This window comes from Vibrio sp. A1-1, assembly GCF_021728175.1.
Taxonomy (GTDB): domain Bacteria; phylum Pseudomonadota; class Gammaproteobacteria; order Enterobacterales; family Vibrionaceae; genus Vibrio; species Vibrio diabolicus.
Genome location: NZ_JAKKCL010000002.1, coordinates 1 through 20,249 on the forward strand (window position 1 = coordinate 1; position 20,249 = coordinate 20,249).

Genomic DNA, 20,249 nt, shown 5'->3' on the forward strand with positions numbered 1-20,249 from the left:
TGGCAAATACCAACCTTCGTTACATTGTCAGACTCGCTACTTTATTCAGAGTCCTAGGTTCATCTGGTGATACAGATGGTTCACTCGTTGAGCGGTGAACAGCGCTTCATACGACCTCACGTCGCACACCCCAAGCCGATTTACCATCCACACTCATCGCAGCCAGTAACTGTTCTTCTGCGTTGCTAAGACGAGTATCCGCCAACTTTCTGGAATTCAAGATAGAAAAAGCTTGCCCACTGATATCAGGATTCTCATGATCTAACACGCGCAAGATAAACTCTTCGTCGGCATGCGTTAGCGTCAAATCAAAGGGACTGAACGCTTGGGAAAGCTCCGAAAAGATGCGGGTCATTTTACCAAGTAACGATTTCGCTTCGGCGTTTGTTGCATCAACAGAAGCATAACAACTCGCAAAATTTGCAACTGTGCCCGCTAAACGACTCGCGGCTTCATTGGTCAAAATCGCATTTTGCATGATCTCTACGTTGCCGCAATCTGCTGATTGTTTATTCAAAAGATCAATACATTGTTCCACAAGAGCAATATCGTCTTGAATTCGTGGGTCAGAAAGATCGTTATAAACGATGGACAAATCCCAACTCGGCGTTGTCATTTCTATATTTCCTTTTTATGTAACTGAGTCAATTTTCGCTTCCTGCACCTAGCAGATGGGCTTCCACTGACATCTTCCGTGACTATGCCCATAAGCAGTATCGCTTTGGGCATTTTAATATTTATAAATTAACGAGTTAAAAGAGGTACGCCAATCGAACGCACCGAGGCGTAAATTTGCTCATCTATGGTAATTGTTATATGCGTGACAGAAGCGTTTCCTATCGACAACGTCGAATACCACTTTGGGTTACGCCAATCTAACTCCAATACATGAGCAAGAATCATACGAATGACGCCACCATGCGTGACGATAAGTAGATTGTCATTGATATCGTTGATGATTTGAGACCAAACGCGACATATGCGCTCAGAAAATGTGCTTAAGCTCTCAGCGTTCGGCAACGTATGTTGTGCTGGCGATTGCCAAAAAGCATCTAGCTTTTTCCACTGCTCAGTGAGCATATCAAAAGGCATACCATCAAAATCACCAAATGCCATCTCTTGTAAAGATTCATCCGTCATTACTGGTAATAATTGCTGTTCAGCAATTATATTTGCCAGTTCTTGACAACGTGAAAGAGGAGAACAAATCACTCCACCCACACCTCGTCCACTCTCGATCCAAGCCCGAGCAATGCTTTCTTGGTCTGCAGGCGTAACTTTTACATCTGTTTGGCCATGGAGTCCTGGTGGAGCATCTACTTTTCCATGACGCACAAGATAGATATTGAGTGTTTTCATTTCTTCCATCCTACTCTTTAAGAACCAACGGCAAACCAGCAGCAACAAAGGTAACACGATGGCAAACACTGGCTAGTTTTTGATTCATCCGTCCTGCATTATCCACAAAGTAACGACTAACCGCCCCCAAAGGCACAATGCCCATTCCAACCTCATTAGAGACGAATATTAACGTCGCATCTGAGCCACGTACCACCTGTATAAGCTTTTCAATTTCTGCTTCTAGCTTCTCATTGGAACATTCATCACCTAACTCAAATATCCAATTATTGAGCCACAAGGTTAAACAATCGACCAGTACAACATCGGTGTTAGCGAAATTTGTCAGTAACTCAGATAAATGAAGGGGGCATTCATACTCTTGCCACTCGCCCCCTCGTTGCTTTTGATGATGCGCTATTCGCTCTCGCATTTCTTGGTCAAATGGCAGCGCGGTTGCAACATAATGTAATGAGTGTTGAGAAGTGGTCGATAATTGCTTGGCTGTTTTTTCCGCCAAATGCGACTTCCCAGAGCGCGCGCCACCGAGTATCAATTGCTTCATGAGATGTGATAAAACCCAATCATAGTGAGATAAACAAGCAGTTCCGATAGCTGCTGCGCTGCGCCAAGACAATCCCCCGTAAAGCCGCCAATTCGCTTGGTTAACCAACGTTTGAACATCAAACGAAATACCACGAGAACAAGCGATATAAAGATCGCCTGCGTGATACCAAGCACAAGCAATGTTATGCCACCAGTAAACAACAAAATGGAGACTTCTAGAGAAGACTGGCTATTTGCCAGCGGTTTACTTTTCGACGTATCACTGTCACTGACATAAGGCATGTCATAAATAAGCGTCGCGGCTAGTGCTCGGCTTGCGGTATAAGCGACGACAATGACCAACCAAAACTGCGGCAAGTTAGCCAGTTCACTCCAAAAAACATACTTAGCCAATAACGCCATAATGAGAGTGGCTGCACCATAAGTGCCAATGCGGCTGTCCTTCATAATAGAGAGGCGTCGCTCGACAGTCATGCCACCGCCAATGCCATCCGCCATATCAGTCAAGCCGTCTTCGTGAAATGCCCCTGTTAACAATAAGCTAAACACCATTGTTAATACTATGGCAACCGATTCTGGGAAAAGAATTGAGGTGAGCGAAAATACCAGAGCACAAAGCGCTCCAAGTACGAGACCAACTAACGCGAAATAACGTCCGGCCTGATTCATGCGTTCTTCACTGTATGGCAACGCTTGGGGTATGGGTAAGCGACTAAAAAAACTGATAGCTAATAGAAACAACTCCCACTGGTATCTTAACGATGACGGCGTGACGTTCTCAGAATTATCAGGGACTGACACTATACTGTAACTCCTGCACTCTCAAAGCTCGCCATCTTGTTGTAAAACTGGGCAGCAGCTTTTAACAAGGGTAAGGCAAGAGCGGCTCCGGTTCCCTCCCCTAATCGTAAACCAAGATCGAGTAGAGGTTCTGCTTTTAGGTACTCTAATACAAACTTATGTCCATTTTCTTCGGAGCGGTGGGCAAACAACATGTATTCGCGTACTTCTTCGTCTAGCAACGTTGCTATATACGCAGCAACCGATACGATAAACCCATCCACTAAAACTGGAGTTTTAAGCCGCTTGGCTTCTAAAAAAGCACCTACCATTTGTACGATTTCAAAGCCTCCAACCTGTGCGAGAATCGCTTTAGTATCAAGACCTCGACATCGGTTCACGCCCTGTGCCACTAGTTTATATTTACGGCTCAACTGCTGTTGATTGATTCCTGTACCGACACCAACACAATAGTCAATATCTAATGAACTCAGCGCCGATAACAGTGCGGAAGCCGAACTGGTGTTACCAATGCCCATCTCACCGAACATCAATAGATTTGAGCCAGACAAAATGGTTTGCTCAGCAATCTTCGCACCATACTCTAAACCTAGCGCCACTTGTTCTGGGGACATAGCTGATTGTTTAGAGAAATTAGCCGTACCGTTACCCAACCGTTGTTCAACCAAGTTTGGATGAAACTTAAATTCTGGAACCAGCACATCAATAGGTGCCAACATGCCGCAATCTATTACTTTGAGTTGGATGCCATTGATGTCGCAAAAGCAGTTGATGGCTGCGCCGCCGGCGAGAAAGTTAGCCACCATTTGCTGAGTGACTTCGCTTGGCGCAATACTTACGCCCTCCTCTGCAACGCCGTGATCTCCAGCAAATACCAGCATGCTCGGTTTACAGATAGCGATGGAATCAACTGGCTGAGGTTTATCCTGACTTTGAATAATAGCTAGCTGTAGTGCCACCTTTTCCAATAAGCCTAAAGAACCAATAGGTTTGGTTTTGTTATCTATGCGCGCTTGTATCTCCGCTGCAAAAGAGTCATCCATTTTTTACGTTCCTTTGATGTTGTCTGGGTGAGAAGTGTTCCATTGATTAAGAAATCTTGCTCAACCCCAGTTTTGAGCGTCCACTATTGTATACCCTTGCATCCACTTGGGGCAGCGCTAATCAGGTTTCTGTCAGGAAAGTCTACTGAGTTCGCAGAGCGTCTCACCTTTCGAGCATTCGATTATAAGTAACTCCTTGAAATCCGCTACAATAGCTTAGGCTATATTCCCATATAGGAGAAAGGACATGGATAACAACACCTGCGCCATCATCGCTGGGGCGACTGGCTTAGTCGGTTCAAAAGTCATTACAAACCTCATAAATCAATCAGGTGTTGGGACCTTATATTATCTTTCTCGCCGCCCACTCGATGGCGTCCTAGATGCGGACAATAAGCTTGTTCCTCTCATTGATGCCGACCTTTCTATCCACCAATGGGATGATAACCAACCAACACCGACCATCGGCTTTATCTGTTTAGGCACAACCCTTAAGCAAGCAGGCAGTAAGGATAATTTACGTAGAGTAGATGTTGATCTGGTGTGTAAAGTCGCCCAACAGATGAAAACGATCGGAGTCAAACGCCTTGCGGTTGTTTCTAGCCTTGGTGCAAATAGTAAATCGCCATCCCATTACCTAGCCTGTAAAGGACAAATGGAACAACGAATCGAAGCTATGGGTTTTGAGGAAATTGTGTTTGTTCGCCCGGGCCCGCTTGTTGGTCAACGTCAAAGCCCAAGAACGGACGAGAAGTTAGTGCAAACTCTGTTTAAGGTAATTCGCCCATTCATGCTTGGCAAACTGTCCAACTTTTTACCTATTCGAGCGGAAGATGTCGCCAAAGCTATGATTTATCAACTTTTCAGTTATCAAGAAGACTCGGTGGTTTACTTACAAAGGCAAGAAATGCGTGACTTACTGCATCACTACGAATAACCATTTTGTACATTTAACGTGCTAATTCACACTCTCACGCGACTTAGATCTCGTTTTTATATTCATTTTAGATCTAGCTAATACCCGTTTTTCATTTTTAAAGTTATATCGCGAGCGTTATCTTACGCCCCATAAACAAATCCGTATAAAACCCCGTATAAAAAACAACCGCCATTTCGGCAGGTTGATAAGGTCAGATTATGAATTTTGCAGTGATAGCCTCTCTAGCCGTCTTTGTTGGCATATTGTTCTTTCTTTTTAACCAACAACAAAAGAAACACACACTTTCTCGTCTCGTTTTAATCGGTCTTGTTACTGGTTCTCTTTTTGGTCTTGCTTTGCAACTCATTCACGGTGAAGGCAACAGCGCAATTGCTCAAACACTTGAATGGGTAAGCATTGTAGGCAGTGGCTACGTTGGTCTACTGAAAATGGTCATCATGCCACTAGTATTGGTATCGATGATCTCTGCAGTTGTTAAATTGGAGAAAGGTGGATCATTAGGTAAAATTTCTGGCCTGACCATCTCTGTTCTTCTAGTAACGACTGCAATTGCTGCACTTATCGGTATCTTGGTGACAACGACATTTGGCCTGTCAGCAGAAGGGTTAACTGAAGGCGCGCGTGAAACCGCTCGTATCGCCGTTTTAGAAAGCCGTGCTGGTACAGTAAGTGACCTGACTATTCCTCAAATGCTAGTTAGCTTCATTCCAACCAACCCATTTGCTGATCTAACAGGTGCTCGCTCGACCTCAATTATCGCTGTCGTTATCTTCGGTGTATTAACCGGTATCGCCGCTCGCAAAGTGATGATGGAAAAAGCAGAGTTAGAATCACCGATTCGTACTTTCGTAGAAGCAGCTCAATCAATCGTTATGCGATTAGTGAAGATGATCATGGCGTTAACGCCATACGGCATCGCAGCACTGATGGCAAAAGTGGTAGCGACATCAAGCGCAGGCGACATCCTAAACCTACTTGGCTTTATTGTGGCGTCTTATGTTGCTATCGCTCTGATGTTTGTTGTTCACGGCGTATTAGTCTCTTTTGTCGGCGTTAGCCCTGCGGAATACTTTAAGAAAATCTGGCCTGTACTGACCTTCGCGTTTACATCTCGTAGCTCAGCAGCAACGATCCCACTAAACGTAGAAGCGCAAATCACGAAACTTAACGTTCCACCAGCGATTGCAAACCTATCAGCATCGTTTGGTGCCACTATCGGCCAAAACGGCTGTGCGGGTATCTATCCTGCAATGCTTGCAGTGATGGTAGCTCCGACAATGGGCATCAACCCACTGGATCTGCACTTTATCCTGTCATTGATTGCGATTATCACCATCAGTTCATTTGGTATCGCTGGTGTGGGTGGCGGCGCGACGTTTGCAGCATTGATTGTTCTTCCTGCAATGGGCTTGCCTGTGACCATCGCGGCGCTGCTTATCTCTATTGAACCATTGATCGATATGGCCCGTACCGCACTGAACGTTTCAGGATCAATGACTGCGGGTACAATTGCTAGCCGAGTGTTGAAGTCACCAGAAAACGAAACAGCATTGGAAGAAACACGAGCGTAAAGCTCAAACTACTTCCCAAGCAATAAAACGTAAAATATCAAGCCGATGGTTCGCCATCGGCTTTTTCATTTTCAAAAATTCAACTTGCATCTTTCGTTGCTAGTCAAGGCGTTGAATGGTCTAATACTGTCATCGGTTTTGTAAACGGTAAGCAGAATGCACCAAGATAATCAGCCCACTTTTTTCTTCTTTGATTATGAGACATGGGGAACAAACCCCGCGAAAGATCGCCCAAGCCAGTTCGCTGGTGTTCGTACAGATGAAAACTTTAATATCATCGGCGAGCCTTTAGTCATGTACTGCCAGCCACCTGCTGATTATCTTCCGTCTCCTGAAGCTGCGCTTATTACTGGTATTACTCCGCAAAAAACGGTTCAAGAAGGCCTTTCTGAGCCTGAGTTTATCGCTAAGATTCACGCTGAACTCGCGAAACCAAATACCACCAGTTTAGGCTACAACAGCATTCGCTTTGATGACGAAGTGACACGTTATACTTGTTATCGCAACTTTATCGATCCATACGCATGGAGTTGGCAAAACGGTAACTCGCGTTGGGATTTACTCGATGTATTACGCGCGTGCCACGCCCTTCGCCCAGAAGGCGTAGAGTGGCCAGAAAACGAAGATGGCTTCACTAGTTTTAAATTAGAGCACTTGTCTGTTGCTAACGGCATAGAACATAGTAACGCGCACGATGCGATGGCAGACGTGATTGCGACTATCGAAATGGCGAAAAAAGTCAAAGCAGCGCAACCAAAATTGTTTGACTACTTCTTTTCTATGCGCCAAAAGCGCAAGCTCAATGAATTAGTCGACATCGTCAACATGACGCCGTTGATGCACGTTTCAGGCATGCTAGGGCGCGAATGCCAGTACACTAGCTGGATTGTGCCTGTTGCTTGGCACCCAACCAATAATAACGCCGTTATCACTATCGATTTAGCGAAAGACCCTCAGCCTATTCTAGAGCTATCCGCAGAAGAGCTACACGAAAGACTCTACACTAAGCGAGAAGATCTTGGTGAATTGCTACCAGTGCCTGTTAAGTTAGTTCATTTAAACAAATGCCCTATTCTCGCCCCTGCAAAAACGTTAACGGCTGAAAATGCGGAGTCTATTGGCATTGATCGCCAGCAATGTCTCGCTAATCTCGCTTTGTTGCGCCAACATCCTGAAATTAGAGAAAAGTTGATTAGCCTCTTTTCAGTCGAGCGTAAATTCGATAAAAGTGATGACGTCGATACGCAACTTTACGACGGATTCTTCTCTCCGGCCGATCGCGCAGCCATGGATATCATTCGAGAAACCGACCCGAACAATCTTGCCGCATTGGACATTGAATTTGATGACAAGCGCATTAAACCTCTATTGTTCCGCTATCGTGCGCGTAACTTCCCAGGCACATTAGACGAGCAAGAACAGAGACGCTGGGCATTACACTGTCGAGAAGTGTTTGAAAGCCAAATTGAAGAGTACATGCTGAATTTAGAAAACTTAGTTCACGAACATGAAAGTGACGAAAAGAAGATTGCGATATTAAAATCCGTGTACCGTTATGTAGAGAGCTTAGCTTCTTAACTCCTCCCAATACAAGCGCACCTTATGGTGTGCTTGTTGTTTATATACTGTCAAAATGATTAAAGAACGATTCTTACAACTGATCCAACTGCTCATTTCAATCTTCCTCATCATGGGGGCGCTTGGCATCGGAATTACCATTCAAAAGTTCACTGGCGTTTCCGTCCCAGGAAGTGTCATCGGTATGCTCGTACTGTTTTTCTCCATGACTCTTGGGCTTGTAAAGGTCGATTGGGTCAAACCGGGCGCCACGCTATTTATCCGCTACATGATTTTGTTGTTCGTTCCTATTAGCGTGGGATTAATGCAACATTTCGATATGCTACTCGCTAATGCCCTCCCTATCATTGCTAGCGCAGTTGGAGGCTCACTCATTGTACTGGTCAGCCTCGCTTGGCTGCTGGACTACTTGCTAAAGGAGAAGCACTGATATGTGGTTAGTTGTTACCATTGCGGTTTTTCTTGTCGCGCGCCAAATCGCAATCAAAGTGAATAATCCTCTAGCAAATCCTTTGCTAATCAGTATTGCAGTGCTCATTCCTTTGCTTACTTACTTAAATGTACCGTTTGAAACGTATTATGCGGATAACGAAGGGATCAGTTTTTTACTTCAACCAGCCGTAGTTGCTCTGGCTTACCCGTTATATGAACAACTACCACAGATTAAAGCAAACTGGCGAATCATCACTTTTGCTTGCACAGTAGGCAGTGTGATGTCGATGATGACAACCACCTTGATCGCAGTCGCTTTCAAAGCGGATATCAGTTTAATCGCAAGTCTAGTGGGTAAATCCGTCACTACGCCAATAGCAATGGAAATTTCGAGTCACCTCGGTGGTGAAGCTGCCGTTGCGGCGATCTTGGTTCTGATTGTTGGTTTATTGGGCGCGATTTTGGCATACCCAATTTACAACTTAATTGGAATTAAACACCCGATTGCACGTGGCCTAACAATGGGTACCGTGTCTCATGCCTTAGGCACCGCGACATGTGCAGAGAAACAGCCCATTGATGCCGCGTTCTCATCACTCGCATTGGTTTTATGCGGCATCATCACTTCTATTTTGGCTCCAAGCTTTTTTGCTTTGGCTGTCTGGCTATATCAATAGTTAAGCGCTCTCGGTCTGCCCTCCTTCCGGCAGGCCGTGGCCTTCCCGTTTCTTCCTTATCCCTTCCAAAATTCTGTATTACCTCATCTAACAACCCGTTCTAGTAAGATCGTTAAGGTACTCTGACGAGATACACACTAATAACTTCAACATTCAGTGCAATATTACTGACTCAACGTTGCTTAGATATCTAGGAATAACGTTGTGTGGACATGTAGGCATCGTAATTAACATATCCCAGCGTCTTGGTCATATGAATATATACTGATATGGTTAATTGTGAGACGGAGATAACGCTTCACGTCAGTGCAATCGAATACATGTGTGAGCTCACTCTAATTATGTAACAGAATTATCAATTGCATTATTTATCGTGATCTAACGCACGGAACATTTCTATCCTTCACATAGAATAACTGTCCATGCAATAACAAGGATTCAACATGAAAAGTCGCATTGAACAGGCGCTAGCAGGCGCTCCAGAAGCACTTTCCAAACAACTTGCTCCTATCATCCAAGCTGATGATTTTGATGCTACGCTTTCAGTTCAACAGTTTGAGCAGTTGCTTTCAGCTACCGGTCTATCAGATAAAGAGCTTCGTGTTGCTCTACTTCCTTTTGCCGCAGCATATTCCTATGCTCCTCTTTCTGAATTTTATGTCGGTGCTATCGTTCGTGGTCTCTCAGGTCGCCTTTACTTCGGTGCCAACATGGAATTCTTTGGTGTTCAGTTAGGTCAAACAGTTCACGCTGAGCAGTCTGCAATTAGCCACGCTTGGATGAAAGGTGAACGTGGTATTAAAGATATCACTATTAACTTCAGCCCATGTGGTCACTGCCGTCAGTTCATGAACGAGTTATCTACCGCAAACGAGCTTAAAATTCAGCTCCCAGAACGCGAAGAAAAGTCGCTGCATGAATACCTACCTGAAGCCTTTGGACCAAACGATCTCGGTATCGAATCCGGCTTAATGGCAGAAGTAAAGCATCAGTTCTCATGCGATGATGAAGACACTCTAATTCAAAGCGCTGTTGAAGCGATGAACATGAGCCACTCACCATATACCAACAACTTGAGTGGCTTAGCATTAGAAATGGCTAGCGGCCGTGTATTCCAAGGTGCTTATGCGGAAAATGCGGCGTTTAACCCTAGCTTGCCGCCATTACAAGTTGCGCTGATCCAAGTACTACTTGCGGGTGAAACTTTTGACAATATCAAAGCCGCTGCTCTGGTAGAAAACTCAGAAGGCAAGATCAGTCATTTGGCTGATACGCAATCAACGTTAGAAGCGTTGAATCCAGATATTCCACTTAGTTTTGTCAACGTATAAGCGACAATTTCAGTATAAAAAGCTCTACGCCATGTAGAGCTTTTTTATTGCCTAAAAACCAAAAGCAAACGTTTGCTTTGTCATGAAACTTCAGTATGATCTCCTGCAATTTCTGTCTCACCACTCTATTTTGTAAGGGAACACTATGTTTGGCACTGCAACCAGCGCAAATGCTACCCGTGTATTACTTTTAGGCTCTGGCGAACTCGGTAAAGAAGTCGCAATTGAATGTCAGAGACTTGGTTTAGAAGTGATTGCTTGTGATCGCTATGCTAATGCTCCAGCGATGCAAGTTGCTCACCGTAGTTACGTCATCGATATGTTAGATGGAAGCGCCTTAGAAGAAGTTATTACGAAGGAACAACCTACTTACGTCGTACCTGAAATCGAAGCTATCGCAACCGACAAACTGGTAGAGCTTGAAGAAAAAGGGCTGAATGTTGTTCCAACCGCTAAGGCAACCAAGCTAACAATGAATCGTGAAGGTATCCGACGTTTGGCTGCAGAAGAACTAGAACTGACGACATCACCTTATCGTTTTGCAGATACTTTTGAAGACTTCAACGCCGCGGTTGAGCATGTAGGCATCCCGTGCGTAGTAAAGCCAGTTATGAGCTCTTCAGGTAAAGGGCAAAGTGTCATCAAGACCGAAGACGACGTTGCAAAGGCATGGGATTACGCACAGGAAGGCGGACGTACGGGGGCAGGTCGCGTGATCGTGGAAGGTTTTATCGACTTCGATTACGAAATCACTTTATTGACCGTAAGAGCCGTTGACGGTGTTCACTTCTGTGCTCCAATTGGCCATCGTCAGGAAGATGGCGACTACCGCGAATCATGGCAACCGCAAGCCATGTCAGAAAACGCAGTAAAAGCAGCAGAATACACGGCAGAGAAAGTAGTCAACGCACTCGGTGGCTACGGCATCTTTGGTGTAGAGTTATTTGTTAAAGGCGATAAGGTCATTTTCAATGAGGTCTCTCCTCGCCCACACGATACAGGCATGGTCACTATGATTTCTCAGGAAATGTCAGAGTTTGCTCTCCACATACGTGCATTTACCGGAATGCCGATTAATAATATCGTACAATATGGCCCATCTGCGTCGGCCGTTATTCTTGGTCAAGGGACTTCCACAAACATTCGCTTTGACAACCTAACCAAAGCCTTAGCTCAACCTCAAACGCAAGTTCGTCTATTCGGCAAGCCAGAAATCGATGGTCGCCGTCGTTTAGGTGTTGTCCTTACGCGACGAAAAACCACCGAAGAGGCCGTTCAAGGTGCTATTGAAAGTGCATCAAAAGTGAATATTACTTATTAAACGAGCTCCAATCCTACAAAAAACAGCGCAGCTCTAATTGCTGCGCTATTTCGTGTTCCAAACCGAGAAAAACCTATTCACTCTCGATTAAGTACACTTCTTCAGAGAAGCGCCTTAAGCCTTTTTTAGCAATTTTAGGATGGTTTTCATCAGCTTCATCTACGTTCAAGCAGGTAACTTTGTAACCTGAAAATAACTGCTCAATCTCTTCAACTGGCACGCTAAATGGAGGCCCCGCCATCTCTTCTTGAGGATAGTTGAGTGTAACAAGCAAAATACGACCGCCTGGATTCAAAAGTTGCTTGAGACGCTCTACATACTCCTCTCTCATATCTTGCGGTAAAGCAACCAACGCAGCGCGATCATAAATGATATCGGCTTGAGATACTGGAGCAGTGAAAAAGTCCCCAGTATAAATAGAAAGCTCATCAAATTGATAAAGCTCGTGCATACCATTAACAGGCGTCACGGTTGGCGTATAAAAATGTTCAGCAAAAAAGGCACGAACAGCGATATGGCTCAGCTCAACACCTTCAACTGAATCATGCTTCATCGCTAACCAAATCAAGTCTTCTGACTTTCCACACAAAGGCACTAACACTTTGTCTTCACGCTTTGGGTTTGTGTGTTGCCAATATGCAGGTAATAGCGGGTTTACATCTTCCAAGTGAAATCCGATTTGATTACTGGCCCATTTATTATGCCAAAACTCTTGGTCTCTCATTTTACTTTCTACTTGTCGGCTGATTTTCATTTTGAGAAGTAAGACTAACGATTTTTTTCAATTTGTCTATGCCGTTCATCTTTGGTTAATACAGCGGTGATAGGATGTAAACGTTCTTATAGGAACCACGCCTTTATCTGATAAACAGAATAAAGAAAAGAGAAATGGTGATCTAACGCACGATTCCACTTCAAGACAAAACTGAAACCTTGGAATCTTTCGTAATGACCCCATTAATAAGTTAGTACCTGATTTGCCGAACTTAGCGACCTTTATGTTCCCTATTTTCTAAGTACAAGCAAGTTAAGGAGAGTGAATGAGCTTATTTCTTCGTACTACAGCATTGATGCTTTTGGTACTTAGCCGTGCACCGGCATTTGCCGCACTTCCAATTACCCCAGCGCCGAGTGGCGATCAAAATCGTTCAACAAGTCAAAACGAAGTTTGTTCGAAACTCTTTAAACATAGCCTTAGCGGCTTGTATGGTATTCAGTCAATCGACGCAACTCCAATTCAGCCATACACTGACTTCGACATTCTTTACAGCAAAGCTCACCAAGCACAATTTGAGCTTGAAACTATCTGTAAAAGTACCGCACTTCTTAATGATGCTCAGCCATACTTCGCAGGCGTAAAGTCCAAACAACGAGCAGAAGAAAAAATAGCTTTGGAGTTAGATGGAAAAGTCGAACGCATTACTGACCTAGCCCGTGCCACGATTGTTGCTGAAGACGTCGCGAGCTTAGTCTCCATTTATGAAACCTTAGAGCGTGAAACAACAATTGTTAAAGTAAAAAATCGCTTCAAAAAACCTGGTCCTTCAGGCTATAGAGACTTGAACTTACTCGTTCGTTTACCAAAGACAAATCTAGTTGCCGAAGTTCAACTGCACTTAAAAGCCATCGCAGATGTGAAAAGCGGTCCTGAACACGACCTATACGAAAAAATCCAGAAACTAGAACGCCAAGCGATGATGGAGAAACGCGAACTAAGCGAACTAGAACTCGCTTCTATTCGCAACATGCGTGCACAGTCTAAAAACTTGTACCAACAAGCATGGCAACCATACTTAACAACGCACCTAGAAGCAGCGTAATCCATATCATTAAGATATACTCAAAAACAGAAAAACCACCGCATTGCGGTGGTTTTCGTTTATATGCGACACAAGTTTTACGCAAAAAAAAAGACCACGCCTTAGCGTGATCCATTTATTCGGCTTACTGTACTTTCTTCAGGTTTTCTACACGAGCTTTTAACTTCTGACCCGGGCGAAAAGTCACTACACGTCGAGCAGTAATTGGAATATCTTCACCGGTTTTCGGGTTACGACCAGGTCGTTCATTCTTGTCACGAAGATCAAAGTTACCAAAACCTGACAGTTTTACCTGTTCGCCACTTTCCAGTGCCTTACGAATCTCTTCAAAGAACACTTCCACCGTTTCCTTGGCGTCCCGCTTACTAAATCCTAATTTATCAAACAGGTTTTCTGCCAGTTCGGCTTTTGTGAGCGCCATAAAACTTTCCTCAAAGCTATGTTAAACAATGCTACGTTAGTGTAGCGCCAGAGCAGTTTTACCCTACCAATTCAACAACATATCGGGGTTACATCAGGAAGTGTATGACAAGCTTATGATTTTCGCCAACTTTTTTCTTGGCGAACAAAAGGAATAGCACTATGTAAATTATTGTTAAACGCCAACATTTTGATATTTTTGTTTTTGTTTTCTCTTTAATAGGAAAAATATCCAGCTGATAAAACTAAAAGTAGTTTAAATATCAACATTAATCACTATTTAATAAAAATATCAGAGATTGGTTATTTAACAGACACTTGACATAGAACTTGTCGTAAATTCAGTGATTTGTATGTAACTCGATACGTAACAATTGAACTAAATGGTATGACCACCTGGCTTTGCAACTGTGCTTAGAAAGCTTGATTAAACCCACGCTTCTCACTGTTCAGCGATGACGCAATATATAAAGGTTGATAATGTGGTTCTTCGTGTATCTCCACATTAGCTCCTTACACTTCATCTAGGCGACCATGATTAATCAAATCATAAATATTCTTTTCCCTGTTTTTGCTCTTGTCGGCGTCGGCTATTTGGTAGGTCGTTACATCAAGCCTGACTTTCGTCCAATCAACCGCATTAACATTGAGGTTTTCACACCTGCGCTGGTGTTTTCTTCGCTCGTTAACATGCCGTTAGACTCGAATCAGGGACCACTCCTTTTTGCAGCAATTGTCGCGGTTTTGGTTCCCGCACTACTCATGATCCCAGTATGTCGATTGACGTCACTGTCGTTTAAAACCTGGGCACCACCACATATGTTTCGCAATAGCGGAAACCTTGCTATTCCTTTGTTTACCTATACGTTTGGAGAAATTGCGCTATCCTCAGCAGTACTGCTATTTGTCGTATCAGCATGCTTGCACATTAGTTTAGGTGTAATGCTACTTAGTCATGGCAACCCTTTTAAGCAAATAGTCAAGATGCCAATCTTTTTAGCTGCGTCGTTGGCTCTGTTTCTCAACGTGTCAAATGTGGGGGCATGGGCACCTTTATACGAAACGACTGCTCTACTTGGGCAAGCGGCAGTACCCGTGATGCTTTTATCCCTGGGGGCGCAAATGTGTCATTTAAGAGTGGACGGTTTAAAGGTTGGTGTATTGTGTACCGTGCAGTCGCTTGCAACTGGGGCGGTTGCATTTGCACTTATTTATTGGTTAATTCCCCTTCCAACGATGCAATTGCAAATGATGGTACTCTTCACAATGCTGCCACCAGCCGTCATGAATTACCTATTTGCGGAAAGGCTGAATATAGAGCCCATGAAAGTGGCGTCAATGGTACTATTTGGCAACTTTTTCAGTATTCTTACGCTGCCACTTCTGCTTAGCTATACCCTCTCACTCGCCGCCTAGCCGCCAATAAGCTAGCGTTAGCGTCTGTTGGCTGAAAAACGATATATGCCAAGTCTCGATTAAGCGTTACCTCAAGTTTGGTCCAGATTTTTGAGGTTGTTGGAGGAGACGTAAACGGCCTAGTACGTGAATCACAATAAGATAATGCTCAACATAAAAAAACCCTGCCGATTTGACAGGGTTTTTAGTTTCTTAAGAGAGATAGTTCGTCTAACGCTTAGTCACGTAGAGCAGCACCAAACTTCTCAGAAACGTGAGCAACGATAGCATCTACCGCACCTGCGATGTCTGCATCTTCAAGCGTGCGCTCAACTGATTGTAGAGTCAAAGCGATTGCTAGGCTCTTCTTACCGTCTTCAACGCCTTTACCTACGTACACGTCGAACAGCTTCGCATCTTTAAGGAACTCGCCACCTTGCTCTAAACAAGCATTAACGATGTCACCAGATGCTACCGCTTCGTCCACAACTACTGCGATGTCACGACGGTTTGATGGGAATTTAGAAAGCTGAACAGCTTCTGGGATCACTTTACTGTTGATTGCAGACCATTCGATTTCGAATACGATAGTACGACCGTTTAGACCGAACTTACGCTCAAGCTCAGGGTGAACGGTACCGATCACGCCCACTTCTTTGCCATCTACGATGATTGCCGCAGATTGACCTGGGTGAAGTGCTGGGTTAGCTTTTTTGCTTTCAGGTGACAGTGCAGCGAAAGAGTACGCTTTTTCGTTAGCAGACAGTTCTAGAACTGCTTCTAGATCGCCCTTAAGGTCGAAGAAATCAACGGTGTTAGTTTCGATATCCCAGTGCTCTTCACCACGAGTACCAGCAATAACACCTGCAAGCATAGGCTCTTGGCGCATGCCGTTTTCTGCAGATTCACATGGGATGAAACGTAGGCCGTATTCGAATAGACGAACGCGTGGCTGTTGACGTTTCTGGTTGTGAACAACCGTGTTCAGCAGCCCTTGGATAAGACCAAGACGCATTGCTGACATGTCTGCTGAAATTGGGTTTGGAAGCACTAGAGGCTCAACACCAGGTACAACTAGCTTTTGTTGCTCAGGCTCAACGAAGCTGTATGTAATTGCTTCGTGGTAACCACGGTCAACAAGAAGATCACGAACGCGTTTCAGTGGAAGATCCGCTTCAACGTGGTTGTGCATCTTAAGTGCTGCGGCTGGGTGTTGGTTAGGAATGTTGTCGTAACCGTAAATACGGCCAACTTCTTCAATCAGATCTTGCTCTATAGCGATATCGAAACGCCATGTTGGCGCTACTGCCACCCAACCTTCTTCTGAAGCTTCAACAGTCAAACCTAGGCGCTCTAGGATTTCTACTACGTCAGCATCAGCAATGTGGTGACCTAGTAGGTTGTCTAGCTTCGTACGACGTAGAGCAACTTTGTTTGGCTTAGGTAGGTCTGCTTCAGACTCTACTGCAACAACAGGTGCTACTTCACCGCCACAAATTTCAACAAGAAGCTGAGTTGCACGCTCCATTGCGTTCACTTGCAGTGCGTAATCCACACCACGCTCGAAACGCATTGAAGAATCAGTGTGAAGACCATAGCTACGAGCGCGACCGCGGATATGGTCAGGTGCAAAGAATGCACACTCTAGTAGAACGTCTTTAGTCTCAGTTGTTACACCAGACTCTTCACCACCAAAGATACCTGCGATTGCAAGTGCTTTGTTGTGGTCAGCAACAACTAATGTATCTGCGTTTAGTTCTGCTTCGCTGCCATCAAGAAGTGTTAGCTTCTCACCTTGCTCAGCCATACGAACTACGATGCCACCTTCGATCTTCGATAGATCGAATGCGTGCATTGGTTGACCTTGCTCTAGAAGAACATAGTTAGTGATGTCTACAACAGGGTCGATAGAGCGAATACCACAACGACGCAGTTTCTCTTGCATCCATAGTGGCGTTTCAGCTTGAACGTTTACGTTCTTAACTACACGACCTAGGTAACGTGGACACGCTGCTGGCGCTTTCACTTCAATAGACACTTTGTCGTCGATTGAAGGCGCAACTGCTTCTACTGATGGCTCAGTCACGTCAGCACGGTTTAGTACGCCAACTTCACGAGCTAAACCACGGATGCTGAAACAGTCAGCGCGGTTTGCTGTTAGATCTACGTCTACCGTTACGTCATCTAGACCTAGGAATTCACGGAAATCAGTACCGATTACTGCGTCTTCTGCTAGTTCCATGATGCCGTCTGACTCAACATCGATGCCTAGTTCAGTGAACGAACAAAGCATGCCGTGAGATGGCTGGCCACGTAGTTTCGCTTTTTTGATTTTGAAATCGCCTGGAAGAACAGCACCAACTGTTGCTACCGCTACTTTCAGACCTTGGCGACAGTTAGGTGCGCCACAAACGATGTCTAGAAGCTCTTCTTCGCCTACATCTACTTTAGTAACGCGAAGTTTGTCTGCGTCTGGGTGTTGACCACATTCAACAACGTGACCCACTTTAACGCCAGTGAAAGAACCCGCTACAGGAAGAACGTCGTCTACCTCTAGGCCGGCCATTGTAATTTGATGAGTGAGTTCGTCAGTAGTAACCGCTGGGTTTACCCACTCACGAAGCCATGATTCGCTGAATTTCATGTTGATGAACCCTCTGGATTACTTGAACTGTTTTAGGAAACGAAGATCGTTTTCGAAGAACGCACGTAGATCGTTCACGCCGTAACGAAGCATCGTTAGACGCTCAACACCCATACCGAATGCGAAACCAGAGTATTTTTCAGGATCGATGCCTACGCTACGTAGTACGTTCGGGTGAACCATACCGCAGCCTAGTACCTCTAACCATTTACCGTTTTTGCCTTTCACGTCTACTTCAGCTGAAGGTTCAGTGAATGGGAAGTAAGATGGACGGAAACGTACTTCTACTTCTTCTTCGAAGAAGTTACATAGGAAATCGTGCAGGATGCCTTTCAACTGTGCAAAGTTTACGTTCTCATCAACCAGCATACCTTCCACTTGGTGGAACATTGGGGTATGAGTTTGGTCGTAGTCGTTACGGTATACACGGCCCGGAGCGATGAAACGGAATGGTGGTTTACCATTTTCCATCGTACGGATCTGTACGCCTGACGTATGAGTACGAAGCATCAAATCTGGATTGAAGAAGAAAGTATCGTGGTCAGTACGCGCTGGGTGGTCAGCGGCAATATTTAGCGCATCAAAGTTGTGGAATGCATCTTCGATCTCTGGGCCAGCTTCGGTGTTGAAACCAAGTTCGCCAAAGAACTTCTCAATACGCTCTACAGTACGAGTTACTGGGTGTAAACCACCGTTCTCAATACGACGACCTGGTAGTGTTACGTCGATTGTTTCTGCTGCTAGTTTCGCTTCAAGCTCTGCACGTTGTAGTGCGTCTTTACGAGCTGCGATGGCTTGCTGAACGACGCCTTTCGCTTTGTTGATTTCTTGACCAGCTTCACGGCGTTCTTCTGGTGGTAGTTTACCTAGGCTTTGAAGTTGAGCAGTTAGCTCACCTTTTTTACCCAGATACTGAACACGCACTTCATCAAGTGCGACTAGCGATTCGGCAGCTTCAATTGCAGTGCTCGCGCTAGCAATGATCTCTTCTAGATGTTGCATCGTTTCCTCATCTACCTGTTGGTAGTGTCCATAAGGGAGTGATTGGTTTTTTGATAGCTGTACATAGTAGCCAAACCGGGCACCAATGCCAAATTGAATTACGAAAAGAAGAGGTTATTGAATAAAAAGAGCACAAAAACGTCAAAAATGTCATCTTTCATTAATCTGCCGTTAAGTTGTGCCCTTTGTGTTTTAGAAATAGTATTGAATAGATAGCTCGATAAAATCGTCATCTCGGGCGAAATAGAGCAAATCGTTTGGCGTTTCATTTTGGAACAACCAAGCATCAATTTGCCACTTAAAGTTATTCGATATTCGGCTCGAGGCTTCTAACTTGGCATTGTAAACATCGGCGTTATCTAAATCCTTTGTGATTCCCGTCAACACTTCCGTTCCGTCCTCGTCGTTGAGCGCCCAACGAATGCCTGCAAACACATCATTTTGACCGATAGTTTGTGCGTTATTCCCACGACTGTCGTAGAGGTACTCACCAATCACACCCACATCCCAAACCGTGTCAAATGCGCCAACGAAGGTGTACTCAAATCCCGTCACAAGACCGACATGATTATCAGCACTATCTCGATAAACACTTTCCAGCTTCCATAACCAATCGCCAACGATTCCTTGTACATCGAGACCGACATGACTCATCAGAGCGTAGTAAGGCTTTAATTCCCCGTACTCAAAACGAAAGTAAGGATCCCGGTTTGTTCCATATAAATAGCTCAGGCCTACGTCCCAATCGCCAAGCATTTTCGAATATCGAAAAGCCACATCTACCTGCTTTTCTTCTCTGCTTGATTCATAGATAGCATCATCTGAGACAACAGGTTCGGTTCGTAAACGACCGTCAGTACCCGCAAACGTTCGTTCCCTAAAGTAAGGTAATAACATTGCATGGACGGTGCCCCAGTCTTTGAATGAGGTGAAATGCAACATTGGCTGACCGAGTTTATCTTCACCATCGACGGCTTCAATGGCGTCTGTCTGGTTTACTACATCAACCAAATGGGCGGATTCCGTCACTCCCCAAAAGACCTTACTAATCCCAACTCGAAGCTCATAATCATCCCAATAAGTCAGATAAAGCGCCTCTCTTATGTCTCCGTGACTTCGCTCATCGTCTAGACTATCCAAACGATAGAAAGGTGTGAGGGTAAAGCTCGCATCACCATTTTGCATCTCCCAGTAAAATTCTGGCTGCAAAACCAATGACGTTTGCGCTTTGCTCTGACCCTGAGAGCCAGAATCAAAAAACTGACGATGCTCAATATTGACTTGTCCTGCAAGCTCAACGGCGGCAAGAGGCATCGAGTAAAGAGAGGTTGCTGCGCTAAGCAACAACCCAACATTTGATCGGTTCATT

At 44.7% G+C, this 20,249-nt stretch carries 18 protein-coding genes and 1 pseudogene; 9 read left to right on the top strand and 10 right to left on the bottom strand.

The annotated features are described in order from the left end of the window. Nucleotides 1-127: 127 nt before the first annotated feature. The 5 genes and pseudogenes from L3V30_RS04105 to cobT form a co-directional block, all read right to left on the bottom strand. Nucleotides 128-616: pseudogene (locus tag L3V30_RS04105) on the bottom strand (oligoendopeptidase F); the annotation flags it as partial. A 128-nt stretch (nt 617-744) separates the two neighbouring features. Continuing rightward, a complete protein-coding gene (gene cobC, locus L3V30_RS04110; RefSeq protein WP_074191208.1) occupies nt 745-1,359 on the bottom strand; it encodes an alpha-ribazole phosphatase in 615 nt (204 codons plus the stop codon). 10 nt (nt 1,360-1,369) lie between these two features. Then, nucleotides 1,370-1,903, bottom strand: a complete 534-nt coding sequence (gene cobU / locus L3V30_RS04115) for a bifunctional adenosylcobinamide kinase/adenosylcobinamide-phosphate guanylyltransferase (RefSeq protein WP_237308366.1) — start codon at nt 1,901-1,903, stop codon at nt 1,370-1,372. Continuing rightward, entirely contained in the window at nt 1,900-2,706 is an 807-nt protein-coding gene (locus tag L3V30_RS04120) for an adenosylcobinamide-GDP ribazoletransferase (RefSeq protein WP_237308367.1), read from the bottom strand. The genes cobU and L3V30_RS04120 overlap by 4 nt, the downstream gene beginning before the upstream one ends. Next, a complete protein-coding gene (gene cobT, locus L3V30_RS04125; protein WP_237308369.1) occupies nt 2,706-3,749 on the bottom strand; it encodes a nicotinate-nucleotide--dimethylbenzimidazole phosphoribosyltransferase in 1,044 nt (347 codons plus the stop codon). Before cobT ends, L3V30_RS04120 begins: the two co-directional genes overlap by 1 nt. 247 nt (nt 3,750-3,996) lie before the next feature. On the opposite strand from cobT, the gene L3V30_RS04130 reads away from it, so the two are divergent. From L3V30_RS04130 to purT, 7 genes are all read left to right on the top strand, one after another. Continuing rightward, nucleotides 3,997-4,686, top strand: a complete 690-nt coding sequence (locus L3V30_RS04130) for an NAD(P)H-binding protein (RefSeq protein ID WP_005397784.1) — start codon at nt 3,997-3,999, stop codon at nt 4,684-4,686. Nucleotides 4,687-4,886: 200 nt separating this feature from the next. After that, complete coding sequence (locus L3V30_RS04135) at nt 4,887-6,260, top strand: L-cystine transporter (protein WP_237308371.1); 1,374 nt, start codon at nt 4,887-4,889, stop codon at nt 6,258-6,260. Nucleotides 6,261-6,416: 156 nt separating this feature from the next. After that, on the top strand, nt 6,417-7,838 hold the full coding sequence (sbcB, locus tag L3V30_RS04140; RefSeq protein WP_005397785.1) for an exodeoxyribonuclease I: 1,422 nt from the start codon (nt 6,417-6,419) through the stop codon (nt 7,836-7,838). Nucleotides 7,839-7,893: 55 nt separating this feature from the next. Continuing rightward, a complete protein-coding gene (locus L3V30_RS04145; protein ID WP_005397786.1) occupies nt 7,894-8,268 on the top strand; it encodes a CidA/LrgA family protein in 375 nt (124 codons plus the stop codon). A gap of 1 nt (nt 8,269) precedes the next feature. Continuing rightward, a complete protein-coding gene (locus L3V30_RS04150; RefSeq protein ID WP_005377888.1) occupies nt 8,270-8,947 on the top strand; it encodes an LrgB family protein in 678 nt (225 codons plus the stop codon). A gap of 443 nt (nt 8,948-9,390) precedes the next feature. After that, nucleotides 9,391-10,278, top strand: coding sequence for a cytidine deaminase (cdd, locus tag L3V30_RS04155; protein ID WP_005397788.1), 888 nt, complete (start codon nt 9,391-9,393; stop codon nt 10,276-10,278). 145 nt (nt 10,279-10,423) lie between these two features. After that, a complete protein-coding gene (gene purT / locus L3V30_RS04160) occupies nt 10,424-11,599 on the top strand; it encodes a formate-dependent phosphoribosylglycinamide formyltransferase (protein WP_237308373.1) in 1,176 nt (391 codons plus the stop codon). Nucleotides 11,600-11,672: 73 nt separating this feature from the next. Here the strand turns inward: purT and L3V30_RS04165 are convergent, their stop codons facing one another. Then, nucleotides 11,673-12,323: a thiopurine S-methyltransferase gene (locus L3V30_RS04165; RefSeq protein ID WP_152812305.1), complete on the bottom strand. Its 651-nt coding sequence runs from the start codon at nt 12,321-12,323 to the stop codon at nt 11,673-11,675. Between the two features lie 316 nt (nt 12,324-12,639). Between L3V30_RS04165 and L3V30_RS04170 the strand changes: the two genes are divergently transcribed. Next, complete coding sequence (locus L3V30_RS04170) at nt 12,640-13,419, top strand: hypothetical protein (RefSeq protein WP_005395912.1); 780 nt, start codon at nt 12,640-12,642, stop codon at nt 13,417-13,419. Nucleotides 13,420-13,543: 124 nt separating this feature from the next. On the opposite strand, the gene ihfA is transcribed toward L3V30_RS04170, so the two are convergent. After that, complete coding sequence (gene ihfA / locus L3V30_RS04175; RefSeq protein WP_005377899.1) at nt 13,544-13,840, bottom strand: integration host factor subunit alpha; 297 nt, start codon at nt 13,838-13,840, stop codon at nt 13,544-13,546. 533 nt (nt 13,841-14,373) lie between these two features. Here ihfA and L3V30_RS04180 point away from each other — a divergent pair. Further along, nucleotides 14,374-15,255 (top strand): AEC family transporter, encoded by an 882-nt coding sequence (locus L3V30_RS04180; protein WP_237308375.1) that lies wholly within the window; start codon nt 14,374-14,376, stop codon nt 15,253-15,255. A 217-nt stretch (nt 15,256-15,472) separates the two neighbouring features. Here the strand turns inward: L3V30_RS04180 and pheT are convergent, their stop codons facing one another. The 3 genes from pheT to L3V30_RS04195 all read right to left on the bottom strand — a co-directional run bounded on the left by pheT (nt 15,473) and on the right by L3V30_RS04195 (nt 20,248). Then, entirely contained in the window at nt 15,473-17,878 is a 2,406-nt protein-coding gene (gene pheT / locus L3V30_RS04185; protein WP_237308383.1) for a phenylalanine--tRNA ligase subunit beta, read from the bottom strand. A gap of 18 nt (nt 17,879-17,896) precedes the next feature. Then, on the bottom strand, nt 17,897-18,880 hold the full coding sequence (pheS, locus tag L3V30_RS04190; RefSeq protein WP_005385470.1) for a phenylalanine--tRNA ligase subunit alpha: 984 nt from the start codon (nt 18,878-18,880) through the stop codon (nt 17,897-17,899). Nucleotides 18,881-19,072: 192 nt separating this feature from the next. Then, nucleotides 19,073-20,248, bottom strand: a complete 1,176-nt coding sequence (locus L3V30_RS04195; protein ID WP_085343168.1) for a hypothetical protein — start codon at nt 20,246-20,248, stop codon at nt 19,073-19,075. Nucleotide 20,249 lies beyond the last annotated feature (1 nt).

Coding starts and splice junctions, on each gene's coding strand:
- cobC (WP_074191208.1), bottom strand. CDS start 1,359: ATGAAAACACTCAATATCTATCTTGTGCGTCATGGAAAAGTAGATGCT.
- L3V30_RS04195 (WP_085343168.1), bottom strand. CDS start 20,248: ATGAACCGATCAAATGTTGGGTTGTTGCTTAGCGCAGCAACCTCTCTT.
- cdd (WP_005397788.1), top strand. CDS start 9,391: ATGAAAAGTCGCATTGAACAGGCGCTAGCAGGCGCTCCAGAAGCACTT.
- L3V30_RS04130 (WP_005397784.1), top strand. CDS start 3,997: ATGGATAACAACACCTGCGCCATCATCGCTGGGGCGACTGGCTTAGTC.
- cobT (WP_237308369.1), bottom strand. CDS start 3,749: ATGGATGACTCTTTTGCAGCGGAGATACAAGCGCGCATAGATAACAAA.
- L3V30_RS04150 (WP_005377888.1), top strand. CDS start 8,270: ATGTGGTTAGTTGTTACCATTGCGGTTTTTCTTGTCGCGCGCCAAATC.
- purT (WP_237308373.1), top strand. CDS start 10,424: ATGTTTGGCACTGCAACCAGCGCAAATGCTACCCGTGTATTACTTTTA.
- L3V30_RS04165 (WP_152812305.1), bottom strand. CDS start 12,323: ATGAGAGACCAAGAGTTTTGGCATAATAAATGGGCCAGTAATCAAATC.
- L3V30_RS04135 (WP_237308371.1), top strand. CDS start 4,887: ATGAATTTTGCAGTGATAGCCTCTCTAGCCGTCTTTGTTGGCATATTG.
- ihfA (WP_005377899.1), bottom strand. CDS start 13,840: ATGGCGCTCACAAAAGCCGAACTGGCAGAAAACCTGTTTGATAAATTA.
- pheS (WP_005385470.1), bottom strand. CDS start 18,880: ATGCAACATCTAGAAGAGATCATTGCTAGCGCGAGCACTGCAATTGAA.
- L3V30_RS04180 (WP_237308375.1), top strand. CDS start 14,374: ATGATTAATCAAATCATAAATATTCTTTTCCCTGTTTTTGCTCTTGTC.
- cobU (WP_237308366.1), bottom strand. CDS start 1,903: ATGAAGCAATTGATACTCGGTGGCGCGCGCTCTGGGAAGTCGCATTTG.
- sbcB (WP_005397785.1), top strand. CDS start 6,417: ATGCACCAAGATAATCAGCCCACTTTTTTCTTCTTTGATTATGAGACA.
- L3V30_RS04145 (WP_005397786.1), top strand. CDS start 7,894: ATGATTAAAGAACGATTCTTACAACTGATCCAACTGCTCATTTCAATC.
- pheT (WP_237308383.1), bottom strand. CDS start 17,878: ATGAAATTCAGCGAATCATGGCTTCGTGAGTGGGTAAACCCAGCGGTT.
- L3V30_RS04170 (WP_005395912.1), top strand. CDS start 12,640: ATGAGCTTATTTCTTCGTACTACAGCATTGATGCTTTTGGTACTTAGC.